The organism is Streptomyces sp. KLMMK (genome assembly GCF_036961605.1).
Taxonomy (GTDB): Bacteria; Actinomycetota; Actinomycetes; order Streptomycetales; family Streptomycetaceae; genus Streptomyces; species Streptomyces telluris.
The window spans coordinates 1-13,431 of record NZ_JBAMDC010000173.1 but is presented as its reverse complement, the minus strand read 5'-3'; the positions used below and the strand labels follow the sequence as shown (position 1 = coordinate 13,431).

General features: G+C 72.2%; 11 protein-coding genes and 1 pseudogene. 7 read left to right on the top strand and 5 right to left on the bottom strand.

The window, feature by feature from the left end; genetic code table 11:
- The 3 genes from V7793_RS22435 to V7793_RS22425 form a co-directional block, all read right to left on the bottom strand.
- Positions 1-602 (bottom strand): beta-ketoacyl synthase N-terminal-like domain-containing protein (locus tag V7793_RS22435; protein WP_336009245.1); only part of this gene is annotated, 602 nt, incomplete at its 3' end.
- On the bottom strand, positions 599-1,756 hold the full coding sequence (locus tag V7793_RS22430; RefSeq protein ID WP_336009243.1) for a beta-ketoacyl-[acyl-carrier-protein] synthase family protein: 1,158 nt from the start codon (positions 1,754-1,756) through the stop codon (positions 599-601). The genes V7793_RS22430 and V7793_RS22435, both read right to left, overlap by 4 nt.
- Positions 1,753-3,528, bottom strand: a complete 1,776-nt coding sequence (locus tag V7793_RS22425) for an AMP-binding protein (protein WP_336009241.1) — start codon at positions 3,526-3,528, stop codon at positions 1,753-1,755. Before V7793_RS22425 ends, V7793_RS22430 begins: the two co-directional genes overlap by 4 nt.
- A gap of 327 nt (positions 3,529-3,855) precedes the next feature.
- Here V7793_RS22425 and V7793_RS22420 point away from each other — a divergent pair, with 327 nt between their 5' ends.
- The 7 genes and pseudogenes from V7793_RS22420 to V7793_RS22390 all read left to right on the top strand — a co-directional run bounded on the left by V7793_RS22420 (position 3,856) and on the right by V7793_RS22390 (position 12,184).
- Positions 3,856-5,565, top strand: coding sequence for a class I adenylate-forming enzyme family protein (locus tag V7793_RS22420; protein ID WP_240976752.1), 1,710 nt, complete (start codon positions 3,856-3,858; stop codon positions 5,563-5,565).
- Positions 5,562-6,020, top strand: coding sequence for a hotdog fold thioesterase (locus tag V7793_RS22415; protein ID WP_336009237.1), 459 nt, complete (start codon positions 5,562-5,564; stop codon positions 6,018-6,020). Before V7793_RS22420 ends, V7793_RS22415 begins: the two co-directional genes overlap by 4 nt.
- Positions 6,021-6,182: 162 nt before the next feature.
- On the top strand, positions 6,183-7,664 hold the full coding sequence (locus tag V7793_RS22410; protein WP_256789400.1) for an MFS transporter: 1,482 nt from the start codon (positions 6,183-6,185) through the stop codon (positions 7,662-7,664).
- A gap of 112 nt (positions 7,665-7,776) precedes the next feature.
- Positions 7,777-9,630, top strand: a complete 1,854-nt coding sequence (asnB, locus tag V7793_RS22405; protein ID WP_336009234.1) for an asparagine synthase (glutamine-hydrolyzing) — start codon at positions 7,777-7,779, stop codon at positions 9,628-9,630.
- A gap of 130 nt (positions 9,631-9,760) precedes the next feature.
- A complete protein-coding gene (locus tag V7793_RS22400; protein ID WP_336009232.1) occupies positions 9,761-10,423 on the top strand; it encodes a hypothetical protein in 663 nt (220 codons plus the stop codon).
- 72 nt (positions 10,424-10,495) lie between these two features.
- Positions 10,496-10,645, top strand: a pseudogene (locus V7793_RS22395) (DUF4291 family protein); the annotation flags it as partial.
- 21 nt (positions 10,646-10,666) lie between these two features.
- Entirely contained in the window at positions 10,667-12,184 is a 1,518-nt protein-coding gene (locus V7793_RS22390; RefSeq protein WP_336009230.1) for a recombinase family protein, read from the top strand.
- Positions 12,185-12,234: 50 nt separating this feature from the next.
- Here the strand turns inward: V7793_RS22390 and V7793_RS22385 are convergent, their stop codons facing one another.
- Together V7793_RS22385 and V7793_RS22380 are read right to left on the bottom strand one after the other, a co-directional pair.
- The gene (locus tag V7793_RS22385) at positions 12,235-12,819 is read right to left on the bottom strand and encodes a hypothetical protein (protein WP_336009228.1); all 585 of its coding nucleotides are present in this window, start codon (positions 12,817-12,819) and stop codon (positions 12,235-12,237) included.
- 100 nt (positions 12,820-12,919) lie between these two features.
- Positions 12,920-13,060: a hypothetical protein gene (locus V7793_RS22380; protein ID WP_190023975.1), complete on the bottom strand. Its 141-nt coding sequence runs from the start codon at positions 13,058-13,060 to the stop codon at positions 12,920-12,922.
- Positions 13,061-13,431 lie beyond the last annotated feature (371 nt).

The following is a 13,431-nucleotide window of genomic DNA, read 5'->3' as shown; positions in this document are numbered from 1 at the left end:
CCGTCGAGGACCGGGCCGCCCAGCAGCTTGGTGACGGCGTCGCCCGACGGCTCGACGCCGATGACGACGGCCGTCCGCGCGCGCCCCGCGGCGAGGGTCGCGCACGCCCAGTACACGGCGTCGAGCCCGCTGGTGGGGCCGTTGCACAGGGTGATGCCGGGGCCGCGCAGCCCGTGGCGCATGGCGACGGAGCCGGCGATGACGTTGCTGGAGGTCTGCGGAAGGCCGAGGGGGCTCAGGCCGGTCACCGTGTCGCGGGCGATGACGTCCGCGAACGCGCAGACGCTGTCCAGGATGCCGAAGTTGGAGCTGACGAGCACGGCCGTGGTGCCGCCGTCGCCGGTGAAGGCCTTGCCGTCGTGCAGGCCGGCGTCGCGCAGGGCCGGTTCGGCGGCCCGCAGGGCCAGGCGCGAGGCGCGGTCCTTGTGCCGCATCTCGCGGCCGGTGAGCCCGGTGTGCGGGTCGAAGCCGCCCTCGCGCACGGCGCCGAGGAGTTCGTCGGGGAAGGTGAGGCCGGGAACGGCGAGCCCGACGCCGGTGACGACGACCTGCGGGGCCGCGGAGCCGCCCGCCGTCCGTACGGTGCTTGCGCTGTCGTTCATCGCGCCGCCTCCACTATCGCCGCGGCGTTGATCCCGCCGAAGCCGAACGCGTCGATCTGGGCGAGGCCGATGTCGGCCGCGGCCGCCGTGTCCCGGACCAGCCGCAGCCCCGCGGCCTCCTCGACCGGGTCGGCGAGCCCGAGCACCGGCGGCACCGCGCCCTGCCGGAAGGCGAGCGCCGCGACGACCAGGCTCAGCAGTCCCGAGCCGCCCAGCGTGTGGCCGGTCATCGACTTGACGGCCGTCATCAGCGGCCCGCCGCCCCGGTGCCCGGTGCCGGGCCCGAAGATCTGCGAGAGCACCCCGGCCTCGGTGGAGTCGTTCTTGGGGGTGCCGCTGCCGTGCAGCATGACCAGGTCGATGTCCTCGGGGGAGACCCCGGCGCGCCGGTGGGCGTCGTGCACCACCCGGGTGATGCCCTCGGGGTCGGGTGCCGTGGGATGGTGGGCGTCGCAGTTGATGCCGACGGCCCGCACGCGCGCGTGCACGCGCCGGCCGGGCGAATCCGCGGCGGGGACGCGCCGGACGACGACGGCCACCGCGCCTTCGCCCATCAGCATGCCCTTGTGCGAGCGGTCGAACGGGCGCAGGGCGTCGGGGACGTCGTTCTGCACCCGGTCCAGGGTGCCGAAGGCGCTCTCGCCGATCGCGTCCGTGCCGGCCACCACGACGGTGTCCGCGGCTCCCGCCTCGATGAGGTCGGTGGCCATGGCCAGTGCGTACAGCGAGGCGGCGCAGGCGTTGGCGAAGGTGTACGTGCGCGTGGCGCCGAAGGCCTCCCGCAGCGCCGTGCCGAAGTGCAGCGAGGAGGGGGCCAGGGGGGCGCCGGCCCGCCACCACAGCTCGGCGCTGCGCTGCTCCTGGAGGGTTGTGCCGACCAGGACGGGGACGTCGCCGAGGTCGTGGGGGAGGCCCGCGTCGGTGAGGGCCTGGGCGACGGCCTGCTGCAGCCAGCGGGTGGCCCGGCCCGGTTCGTCCGTGCCCGGACGGGCGCGGTCGTCGATCTCGTAGGCCTGCTTGGCCCGGTACTTGGTGGTGTCGAAGGCGCGCAGGCCGGCGAGCCCGCTGCGGCCCGCGCAGAGCGAGTCGAAGATCTCCTGCGGGGTGGCGCCGATGCTCGCGACCGCCCCCATGCCCGTGATGTCCCAGGTCATGACTGTCCGATCCGCTCGCGCAGCCGGTAGGCGGCGAGCTTTCCCGTGGCCGTCGCCGGCAGGACGTCGACGAACTCGAAGCGGCTGGGCCGTTTGTACGGGGCGAGGCGGCTGCGGACGCAGGCCCGGATGGCGCGGCGGACGGTGTCCCGGTCGGTGCCCTTCGCGGTGACCGTGAAGGCCACCGAGCGCTGCAGCCCGTCGGGGTCGGGGGCGCCGACCACCACGCAGTCCGTGACCCCGTCGATCGACCGGACCACGTCCTCGATCTCGCGGGGGACCACCTTGTAGCCGCCGAGGTTGAGGATGTCGTCGGCGCGGCACAGGTAGGCGATGGTGCCGTCGGGGTTCCGGCGGACGACGTCGCCGGTGTACGCGCCGCCCGCGTCGAACGTCACCGCGTCGTCGCCGGCCCGGTCGACGTAGCCGAGGGAGACCGTGGGCCCGGCGATGTGCAGCCGGCCGTCGGTGCCGTCGGGCACCGGCTCGCCGTGGTCGTCGCGGACGGTCACGGTCACCCCGGGCACGGGCAGGCCGGCCAGCCCGTGCAGGGAGCGGTCCGGTGGCGTCGCGACGGCGACGTGCATGACCTCGGTCGCGCCCAGGCAGTTCATGACGTGCGCGCCGAAGGCGGCCTCGATGCGCCGGCTCAGTCCGGCCGGGCAGTGCTCGCCGGCGGTCAGGCACAGGCGGACGGACGGCAGCGCGTCCGCGTCCGGGCGGCCGGCCGCTTCGAGGAGGCCGGCGTACAGCCGCGGCACCGAGCACAGCACCGTCGGCCGGTGCCGGCGCAGGGCGGCGCTCACCGACCGCGGGTCGACGGCGCCGCGGAGGACGACGGCGCTCGCCCCGGCGGCCAGCGTGCACAGCACCGAGCTGCCGAAGCCGTAGCCGAACGACATCCGGGCGGTGGACAGCACGACGTCGTCGGGGCGCAGGCCCAGGACCGCGCCGTAGCCGTCGAGCATGGCGCCGATCCCGGTGGCGGAGTGCCGCACGCCCTTGGGCCGGCCGGTGGAGCCGGAGGTGTACTGGATCAGCCACTCCGCGCCGGCGGGGCGGGACGCCGGGGGGACGGGCGCTCCGGTGCGGTGGGCGCCCGTGGACCGGCCGGTGGCCAGGCCCTCACGGACCTGATCCCCCGTCAGGAGGGGCAGGTGGGCGAACGCCTCCTGCAGCGAGGCCTGCTGGGCCGGGGCCGTGTCGAGGTGGACGACGCGCGCGCCGCAGTCGGATGCGACGAACCGGATGTCCTCGTCGCCGAGCATCGGGCTCACCGGAACCGGCACGCACCCGTGCCACCACAGCCCCAGCACGGCCGCCACCGTGGCCACGGAGTCCTCGGCGACGATCAGCGCGCGGGCGCCGGCCGGCACGCCGAGCGCGTCCAGGGCCCGCGCGTAGCCCTGCGCGGCCTCGTACAGGCGGGCGTACGAGACGGTGCCGGCGTCCGGGTCGGTGTACGCGGTCCGCTCCCCGTGGCCGGCCGTGACGTGAGCGCCGACCAGGCGGTCCACGAGGCCGCCCGCGCGCGGGCCCTTCGCGGCCAGCAGCTCCACCGCGTCCAGGACGCTGTCCATCCCCGCCGTCTCGTCGTCGCCGAGCGCGACCCCGAAGGTCTGCTCGATGCGCGCCGCGATCTCCACCTTCTCCAGGGAGTCGACCTTCAGGTCCTGGTGGAAGGAGGCGTCGGCCCGGACGTCCGCCACGTCGAGGTCGAGGACGAACGCCACTATGTCGCGCAGCCGGTCGCCGGTATCGGATTTCCGCACAGGTGGCACTGTGTACTCCTTCTCGGGAACGTACGGCTACCGGTCACTACGGATTCCGGAGCACGCCGGAGGACTTTCCCGAACATAGCCACGGGCCTGTGACGGCCGAACCCGCGGCCGGGGAGTCCGTCAAGTGGAATCCGCCCCGGCCCCGGGCGTCCCCTACTCGCCGCGCCCCAGGGTGACTTGACGGTCTATCCCGCCGCGGTTGGCGGGCCTCCGGAGGGCGCGCCTAGCGTCGCCTCCGGTGGGCCCGCACAGCGGACTGCCATGTTCCGGCACCCCCCGCACCGCATGCCGATCCGTCCCGAATCCGAGGCCAGGTGAATGATGCCCCTCACATCGCACACGCTCCTCACACCGGAGGCCCGCCTGCGCCTCGTGGACCACCCCGGACTCGGCGGCGGCAACGCCTGGCGCGTGGCCGCCGAGACCAACCCCGCGGCCGGCCTGCCGCTGCTCGCCGCCGACATTCCGCTGCTCAACACGGACGGCTGGCAGCAGACCGAGTTCAGCCTCCACCAGCTCGACGGCCTCGCCGAGGCGTGGGCCGCCTGGTACCACGACCGCGGCGTGCGGCCGCGCGACCGCGTCGCCGTCTACATCGAGGACTCCTTCGAGGACCACCTCCACCTCGCCGCCCTCGCCCGCATCGGGGCGATCGCCGTCCTCATCAACGGCCGGATGAAACCGGAACTCGCCCTCGGCCTGATCCGCCGCACCGCCCCCGTCGGCATCTACACCGACGCCCCCCGGCTGGCCCTCTTCGCCGGGCGCGAGCGCGAACTTCCCGTCGTCCGCTGGACCTGCACCCGCCAGGACGTGGGCATCCTCGGCAAGCGCACCCTGCCCGCCGGGGCCGAGTACCGCCACGGCGCGGACGACCCCGTCGTCATCTGCCACTCCTCGGGCACCACGGGCAACCCCAAGCCCGTCGTGTGGACCCACGCGCAGAGCGTCGCGGGAGCCCGCTACCGGCTGGCCAACCCGCCCGGCCCGGAGACCTCCGTCGTCCTCGCCGCCTACCCCCAGTCCCACTCCAGCGCCATCGCCTTCACCTTCTACTCCCTCCTCGCCGGCGTCCCCACCGTCGGCTGGTCCGACCCCACCGGGCCCGGGCTCGCGCGCGGCTGCGCCACCTACCGGCCCGGCGTCGTCCTCGCCTTCAACGAGGCCCTCGCCCACCTCGCGACCTACGGGCCCGACCCGGCGGACTTCACCTCCGTCGAGGTGTGGGTCAACCTCGGCGACTGCGGCCACGACGCCCACATGCGGCGCCTGATGGAGCTCGGCCGCACCACCGTCGGCGACCGCACCGTCCCCGGGTCGGTCATCGACGACGGGCTCGGCTCCTCCGAGCTCGGCTGGGCCGCCCTGCGCCGCGAGATCACCCCCGACAGCCCGCCCCGCGCCCGCCATCTCGGCCGCCGCGTCCCCCTCTCCGAGGTCGCCGTCCTGCGCGAGGACGGCAGCCACGCGGACCCCGGCGAGGTCGGCCTGCTCGGCGTCCGCGGCGACTCCATCGCCCGCGGCTACTGGAACGACTCCGACACTACCTACCGCTCCACCCTCGCCGGCTACTGGCTCTCCGGCGACCTCGTCCACCGCACCGAGGACGGCGAGTACTTCCACGTCGACCGCGCCGTCGACCGCATCCGCACCGACGCAGGAGACGGCTACTCGGCCCTGATGGAGGAGGAGATCCTCCTGGGCCTGAAGGAGGTCGCCGACTGCGCGGTCGTCGCCGGGCACGACCAGGACCGGACGGTCCCCGTCGCCCTCGTCCGGCTGTTCGACGGCGGCGGGGACGCCGCGGACCTGCTGCGCCGGGCCAACGACGTCCTCGACCGCATCGGCCAGCCCCGGCTCGCCCTGCTGGAGATCGCCGCCTCCCCGGGCGACATCCCCCTCGGCCCCACGGGCAAGGTGCTCAAGCGGCAGCTGCGCGAGAAATACGTGTCCCTGCACACCTACCGGCCCGCCGACCCCGCGGCCGTGGCCACGGCCGGCGACGGGACGGCGGTGACGTCCCGATGACGACCGCCGCCCCCCGCCCCGCGAGCCTCCTCGACGCGCCGCCCGAGGACGCCGTCGCCTGGATCAACGCGGCGGGCGAAGGCACCCTGGCCGGCCGCATGGGCATCACCTTCCACGAGGCGACGCCGCAACGCCTGGTCGCCACCATGCCCGTGGCCGGCAACACCCAGCTCTACCGCATGCTCCACGGCGGGGCCTCCGCCGTGCTCGCCGAATCGCTCGGCTCGATCGGCGCCGTCCTGCACGCCGGCGACGGCCACATCGCCGTCGGCGTCGACATCAACGCCACCCACCACCTGGCGGTCCGCAACGGGACCGTCACCGGAGTCGCCACCGCGCTCCACCTCGGCCGGACGACGGCGACCTACGAGGTCGTCATCTCCGACGAGAACGGGCGGCGCCTGTGCACCTCCCGCATCACCTGCGCCATCCACGGCCGGCGGAAGAGCCGTTGACCCGCAGCCCTTACCCCCCGGGCCCTTCAGCCAGTCAGCCCTTCAGCCAGTCAGCCAGTCATTCAGCCAGTCAGTCACCAGTCATTCAGCCCTGTCACCCGTACCGACCACAGGTCCGCGAACCGCGCCGTCCGCCGCGCGCGACCGGCGCCGAGGAGCCCCATGACCGACCAACTCGCCCCGCCCGCCGTGGCGGAGGCCTCGACCAAACCGACCGTACGCACCGGACCTACCCTCCTCGTCCTGCTGTCCGCCATGTTCTTCGCCCAGTTCGACTTCTTCGTGGTGAACGTCGCCGCGCCGTCGCTGGAGGAAAGCATCCACGCGGGGCCCGCCGCCCTCGAACTCGTCGTCGGCGGCTACGCCTTCGCCTACGCGGCCGGCATGATCACCGGAGGCCGGCTGGGTGACAAGTACGGCTACCGGCGGCTGTTCGTCATCGGCACGATCGCCTTCGGCATCACGTCGCTGCTGTGCGGCATCGCCGTCAACCCCGAGCAGCTCATCGCCGCCCGGCTGGCCCAGGGCCTCGCCGGCGCGGTGATGGTCCCGCAGGTCCTCGCCGTGATCACGGCGGACTTCCCCGACGAGCGCAAGCCCAAGGCCATGGCCTGGTACGGCGCCGCCGCCGGCCTCGGCTCCATCGCCGGCCAGGTCCTCGGCGGCGCGCTGATCGCCGCGGACTTCGCCGGGCTCGGCTGGCGGAGCATCTTCCTCATCAACGTGCCGTTCTGCGCGGTGATCGCGGCCGCCGCCATGCGCGTCCTGCCCGCCCAGACCCACCGGCGGCGCATCGGGCTCGACCCCGTCGGGGCGTCCGGCGTTACCCTCGCCCTCGCCCTGCTGCTCGTGCCCCTGACCATGGGCCACACCTCGGACTGGCCGGTGTGGACCTGGGTCAGCATGGCCCTCGCGATCCCCGTCGCCGCGCTGACCCTGCGCTGGGAGCGCACCCTCGCGCGCCGCGGCGGCGACCCCGTGCTCGTCTTCCCGCTGTTCCGCAGCCCCTCCTTCCGGGGCGGCGTGATCGCGAGCGTCGCGTTCATGGTCTACTTCGGCAGCTTCATGTTCACGCTCACCCTGCTGCTGCAGTCCGGCATGGACCTCGGCCCGTTCCAGGCGGGTCTGGTGTTCTCCCCGATGGGCATCCTCTTCACCGCCACCTCGATGATCGGCGGCAGGCTCACCAACCGCTGGGGCATGAGCGCCCTCGTCGTCAGCAGCGCCGTGATCGTCCTGGGCCTGGTGGCCCTGGCCGTACGGCTGTACGCGGCCGGTCCCGACACCGGCCTGCCGTGGATCGTGCTGTGCCTGTGCCTGATCGGCGCCGGCAACGGCGTCGTCCTGCCCGCCCTCTTCGGCGCCGCGCTGATGCGGGTCCAGGCTCGGGACGCGGGCATCGCCTCCGGCATCCTCACCACCACCCAGCAGTTCGCGAGCGCCGCCGGCGTCGCCGTCATCGGCGCGGTGTTCTTCGCCGTCGCCGGCAAGCACGCCACCTCCGCGAGCTGGGCCGACGCCATGGCCTGGGCCACCGCGATCAGCGTGCTGATGGTCCTCGTCGTGATGTGGATGACGTGGACCTTCCGGCGCTTCACCGGCAGCGGGGAACGGCCCGCCGAGGTTCCCGCCGCGCACGTCTGACCACCACCACGGCATCGCAGGGGCACGGGCGGTCCTCCTTGCAGCCCTTCCGCAAGGAGGACCGCGCCCCCCTCTCACCCCCAAGAGGCACACCGACAGGAGACAGCACGCCATGTGCGGAATAGCAGGATGGGTCTCGTACGACCCGGCACACCCCGTCACCGCCGACACGGCGAACGCGATGACGCACACCATGGCGTGCCGCGGCCCGGACGCGCACGGCCTCTGGCTGGACGAGCGGGCCGCCCTCGGCCACCGCCGCCTCGCCGTCATCGACCCCGACGGCGGCAAGCAGCCCATGACCTTCGAACACGGCGGCCGGACGGTCGTCGCCCTCACCTACAGCGGCGAGGTGTTCAACTTCCGCGAGCTGCGGTCGGAGCTGGAGAGCCGCGGGCACGCCTTCCGCACGAGCAGTGATACCGAGGTCGTCCTGCACGCCTACCTGGAATGGGGCGAGGACTTCACCGAGCGCCTCAACGGCATGTACGCCTTCGCCCTGTGGGACGCCCGGACCCAGGAACTGCTGCTGGTCCGCGACCGCATGGGCATCAAGCCGCTGTACTACCACCCCACACCGGACGGCGTCCTCTTCGGCTCCGAGCCGAAGGCCCTCCTCGCCCACCCCGCCGTACGCCCCGCCATCGATGCCGAAGGCCTCGCCGAGCTCGTCGCCTTCACGAAGACGCCCGGCCACGCCGTCTACAAGGGCATGTACGAACTGCCTCCCGGCCACACCCTGCGCGTCCGGCACAACGGCACCCGCCTGCGCCGCTACTGGGCCCTGGAGTCCCGCGACCACACCGACGACCTCGACACGACGATCGCCCGCATCCGCGAGCTGCTGGAAGACATCATCGCCCGGCAGATGGTCGCCGACGTCCCCCTCGGCACCCTCCTCTCCGGCGGCCTCGACTCCAGCGTCATCACGGCCCTCGGCGCCCGGCAGCGCACGGCCGAGGGCGGCGCCCCCGTGCAGTCCTTCGCCCTCGACTTCGCCCGCCACGCCGAGAACTTCACGGCCGACGACTGGCGGGGCACGCGCGACACCCCGTACGCCGAGGCCCTCGCCCGGCACGTCGGCTCCGACCACCGGGTCATCACCCTCCCGTCGTCCGCGCTGCTCGACACCGCGGCCCGCGAGGCCGTCATGCGCGCCCGCGACCTGCCCTTCGACCTCGGCGACGGCGACACTTCCCTCTACCTGCTGTTCAAAGCCGTCCGCGAGCAGTGCACGGTCGCGCTCTCGGGCGAATCCGCCGACGAGGTCTTCGGCGGCTACCGCTGGTTCCACCACCCCGACTCCGTGGCCGCCGACACCTTCCCGTGGCTCGCCCCGCCCTTCGGCACCGGCATCTCCGGCCCCGGCAGCGGCCCCGGCGAGGCCCTGCTGGACCGCGGCCTGCTGGAGAAGATCGACCTGCAGGGGTACCGGGCCGAGCGCTATCGCGAGGCGCTCGCCGAAGTGCCCCGCCTGCCCGGCGAGACCGGCCTGGAACGGCGCATGCGCGAGATCGGCTACCTGCACCTGACCCGGTTCGTGCAGTGGATGCTCGACCGCAAGGACCGCGCCAGCATGGCCGTCGGCCTGGAGGTCCGCGTCCCCTTCTGCGACCACCGCCTCGTCGAGTACGTCTTCAACACCCCCTGGGCCATGAAGACCTTCGACGGCCGCGAGAAGTCCCTCCTGCGCGCCGCCACCCGCGACCTCCTGCCGGACATCGTCGCCGACCGCGTCAAGGCCCCGTACCCCACCACGCGCGACCCGTACTACCTCGACGGACTGCGCGGCGCGCTGAAGCGGGCCACCGAGGGCCCGGACTCGCTCGTCCGCCCGCTCCTCGACGGCCCCTCGCTGGCCGCGGCCACCGCCGACGACCCCCGGCCGGGCTACCGCACCGGCAGCGAACTGGTCCTGGCCCTGGACTTCTGGCTGCGGACGCACGACGTGTCGCTGGAATTCTGAGCACGGGAGCTGAGGGTGCCGCCCCCCAAGTCGGCCAGTTGTCGACTGCCGGGCGGCACGCACAGCCACGACACTGCCAGGTGATTCCCACAGCCGAGTACGGAGTACGCCGAGCGCAGGGAGGCACCTGATGATCCATCTGACCGAGACCCTGGCCCTGCAGAGCGTCGAGGAGTTCCTGACGCCGGCGGAGCTCGGACAACTGGTCAAGATCATGGACAGCGAGCTCGCGGCGACCGGGTGGAAGCCGCGGCGCCAGGCCGAACTCCTCCGGGCCCCCGGGCTCGCCCAGGAGATCCTGCGCTCCGCCACGGCCCGCGCCCTGCACGTCCTGCAGCGGGCCCTGCCCTCGGTGGCCACCGACGCCCGCTGGGACTACACCGAACTGACGGCGGGCCAGCACATCCCGACCCACGTCGACGGCATCCCCGACCCGGCCGTCGCCCCCCGGCGCATCGGACGCATCGGCGTGGTCCTCGAAGACGCCGGCGAGGGCGGCGAGTTCTACATCGAGACCACAGCCGGCCCGGCCGTCTGGACCGGCACCGTCGTGGGCGAAGCCGAGGGCTACGCCCCCGGCACCCCTCTGACGCACCGGATGCCGCACCTGGGCGGCCACGAGGCCGTCCCCGCCTGGCTCCGCGGCATCGACTCCACCCGCTGGGTCACGCCCACCCGCCCCGGCACCGCACTCGCCTACGGTGCGCAGGTCCTCCACGGTGTACAAACGGTCCGCGCCGGAAAACTGCGCAAGTTCGTCACCGACCTGCTGGACACCCCGGCGCGAAGGTAGCCGCGCCGGCCGCAGCGGTCCCCGCGCGTAAATCGTTTGGCCAGGTCACCGGCCTCTGCACAGACTGGCCCCATGCAGGAGCCCTACCGCCGCATCCGGGCGGCGCACACCGACAGCACCATCACCGTCTACCAGGCCTACGCACCCCGCCTCGGCCTGCCCGCCGCCCGGGACGGCCGGTTCCCGGCCGCGTGGAAGCGGGACCGGATGACTTGGATCAAGCAGTGTTCATAGGCTTTTTCCATGACAGCCGACGAGAACGACCGGCGGGCAGACGCGCGCTTACGCAGGGCCTTGCGGGCAGGTGAGGCGGCAGGGTTGCAGCGGACCAAGAAGGCTGGCGGACGTGCCAGTTGGCAGGGAGAGTCCGCGGCGATCTACTGCCGGATCTCCCATGTGAACGATGACGATCAGACCGGCGTGGACCGCCAGGAGCGGATCTGCCGGGAAGTCGCCGAACGGCTCGGTCTTACTGTGGCCGAGGACCAAGTGTTCGTGGACAACAACAGGTCCGCGTGGCAGCGCAAGCGGAAGCGTCCGGGGTGGGACGCCCTGCTCGCGGAAGCTGGCAAGGGCCGCGTGCGCCACGTGCTGACCTACCACCCTGACCGTCTGATGCGGCAGCCACGGGATCTGGAAGAGCTGTTGCAGATCGCAGACGACCACGACATCACGCTGCACGGGCAGGCGAATCGACGCGACCTCTCGGACCCCGACGACCGTTTCTTCCTCCGCATCGAGGTGGCGCACTCCTGCCGCTCCAGCGACGACACCTCACGTCGGCTGATCGATGCCATGGTGGACCGGGCGAAGGACGGAAGGCCGCACACGGGCAGGCGCCGGTACGGGTACGACAAGACCGGCATGGAGATCATCCCCGAGGAGGCGGCGATCGTCCGGGAGGTCTTCACCCGCTACTTGGACGGGGACAGCCCGGTTCAGCTGGCGAAGGAGCTGTACGAGCGTGGCGAGAAGACCGCGGAGGGGCGCCACTGGAACGCGCCTCGGGTACGCGATCTGCTCGACAACCGTCACGTCGCAGGCATCCGTGTCTTCCGGGGTGAGGAGATCGGCGACGGCGAGTGGCCCGCGATCATTGACCGGGGCGTGTGGCTGGAGGTCAGGGAACGTCGCGCATACCGGGCTGCAGCGATGAAACCCAGCGGTCAAGCAGGCAGGTTCTATCTGCTCCGCGGCATTGTCATCTGTACTGCCTGCGGCAGGCCCATGGGGGGAGCCGGAGGCAAGTACATCTGCCAACGCCACACCCACCGGCTCGATGCTCCACGCTGCAACCGGGCAGTCTCCGCCCCCATCGTGGAGGATTTCGTGAGCAAGGCCGCGATCTACCTCTTGGAGCGCCTCGACCTCGCCGACGCTCCCACGCCGTCGTCCTTGTCGGAGAAGGACCAGGCCGTCATTGACGCCGACCGCCAAGAGCTCGAAGACCTCAAGGACATGTGGGAGAGCCAGGAGCTGAAGACGCGGGAGTACCGCGAGATGCGCAAGACGGTCGAGGCGCGCATCGCCGCGGTCGAGAGCAAGATGATCGTCCGTCCGGCCGCAGACGTCTTGCAGGGACTCGTCGGACCGGACGCCCGTGAGAGCTGGGAGGCGCTGGAGAAGGCGGGGAATCACCAGCGCATGAACGCCGTCATGCGGTTCCTGTTCGAAGCCGTGAAGATCAAGGAGGCCGCTAAGAAGGGGCGCTATTTCGACTACGGCAGGATCGATATCGAGCAGAGCCCGATCTGGTGCTGACCAAGATCCTGGGCAGGAGGGGCCGCAGTCCGGGCCCCTCCGTATGCCGTTCAGCGGCTGGGTTCGGCCCTGGTCAGGAGTGTGATGTCACTGCTGGTGGCGACGGCCAGGGTGCGTCCGGACGGAGAGAACCCCGCGGCACGCAGTTCGGACCAGCTGGAGTGGAAGATGTGCCACCACTTCTCCCCGGCGGGTCCACGGCAGAGACCGCCGTCGGCTGAGAGCAGTACCCGGTGGTTGGGCCAGTCGGGGCTGAAGAGCTGGATGGTCCAGCCGTCATCGGTGGTGGTGTGCAAGCCTCCCCCGAACAATCCGGCAATGCGGACCTGAGCGCCCGCGAGCGGGCCGAGCCCCGGGCAGGACAGGTCGGGTCCGGTAGGGGTGCTCGACTCCGGGTCGGGATCGTAGTTTCGGGCGAGTCGCTCACCCGTGGACGCGTCGAAGAGGCCGTGGCCGTTGCTGGAGACGACCATCAGCAGATCCTCCCCGCTGACCGGGTCGAGTGCGAACCCAACGCCCAGGAGTCCGCCGATCGGTATCCGGTGGGCGGACACCGGACGCCAAGGGTCCGGAGCCGGTACGACGGGGGCGGAGAGGAAGCGGTCTCTCAGTTCCTGCTGGTATGCGCTGTGCAAGATGTGTGGTGTCCTCGTGCTGGAAGTCCCGGATGACGGTTTGTGCAGGGTAGCCAGTCTCTTGCGAGTGTCAGCCACGGCGGGGGTGCGTACCGCAGCCTCATTCGATCTTCCCGCCGGGCTGGCGCTCCAGCAGCCGGGCCAGACGCCTTGCGGCCTCCGGGCTGATCTTTGTGGAGAACTTCCTGCAGACGCGATCCAGATGCCGGGCCAGTTCGGCCTCACGATCATGCTTGGTCACCGGGCCGCTCCCGGTGTGCGGTGGGTGTCGCGATGGGCGAAGAGGTCTTCGGCGATTCCTGCGGTACGAATAGCGCGGTCAGCGCGCTGGACACGTGCGGGGGTGGTGGGTGTGCCGGGTTCGGCAGTCAATGGGTGGGCCTCCGAGGGCATCAGGTGCGGGGCGGGTCGCGGCAGTTCATAGACGTGCTCCGTTCTGCGGGCTGACTGTGCGTCAGCATGTGGTGCGCCTGGCGCAGGCGCTGTTGTCACTCGTCCTTATATGTTCTCAAGCGCCGCTGTGGCCTACCAGCGAATAACCCCCTCCCTGGCCAGCAGCTCACCATCACCAGCATGCGCGCTGCACCTCAGGCCCGAGCTGGCTCGTCGCCG

Excerpts from the sequence above, each read along its gene's own strand:
- V7793_RS22400 (WP_336009232.1), top strand. The coding sequence starts at position 9,761 with ATGATCCATCTGACCGAGACCCTGGCCCTGCAGAGCGTCGAGGAGTTC.
- asnB (WP_336009234.1), top strand. The coding sequence starts at position 7,777 with ATGTGCGGAATAGCAGGATGGGTCTCGTACGACCCGGCACACCCCGTC.
- V7793_RS22410 (WP_256789400.1), top strand. The coding sequence starts at position 6,183 with ATGACCGACCAACTCGCCCCGCCCGCCGTGGCGGAGGCCTCGACCAAA.
- V7793_RS22420 (WP_240976752.1), top strand. The coding sequence starts at position 3,856 with ATGATGCCCCTCACATCGCACACGCTCCTCACACCGGAGGCCCGCCTG.
- V7793_RS22415 (WP_336009237.1), top strand. The coding sequence starts at position 5,562 with ATGACGACCGCCGCCCCCCGCCCCGCGAGCCTCCTCGACGCGCCGCCC.
- V7793_RS22430 (WP_336009243.1), bottom strand. The coding sequence starts at position 1,756 with ATGACCTGGGACATCACGGGCATGGGGGCGGTCGCGAGCATCGGCGCC.
- V7793_RS22390 (WP_336009230.1), top strand. The coding sequence starts at position 10,667 with ATGACAGCCGACGAGAACGACCGGCGGGCAGACGCGCGCTTACGCAGG.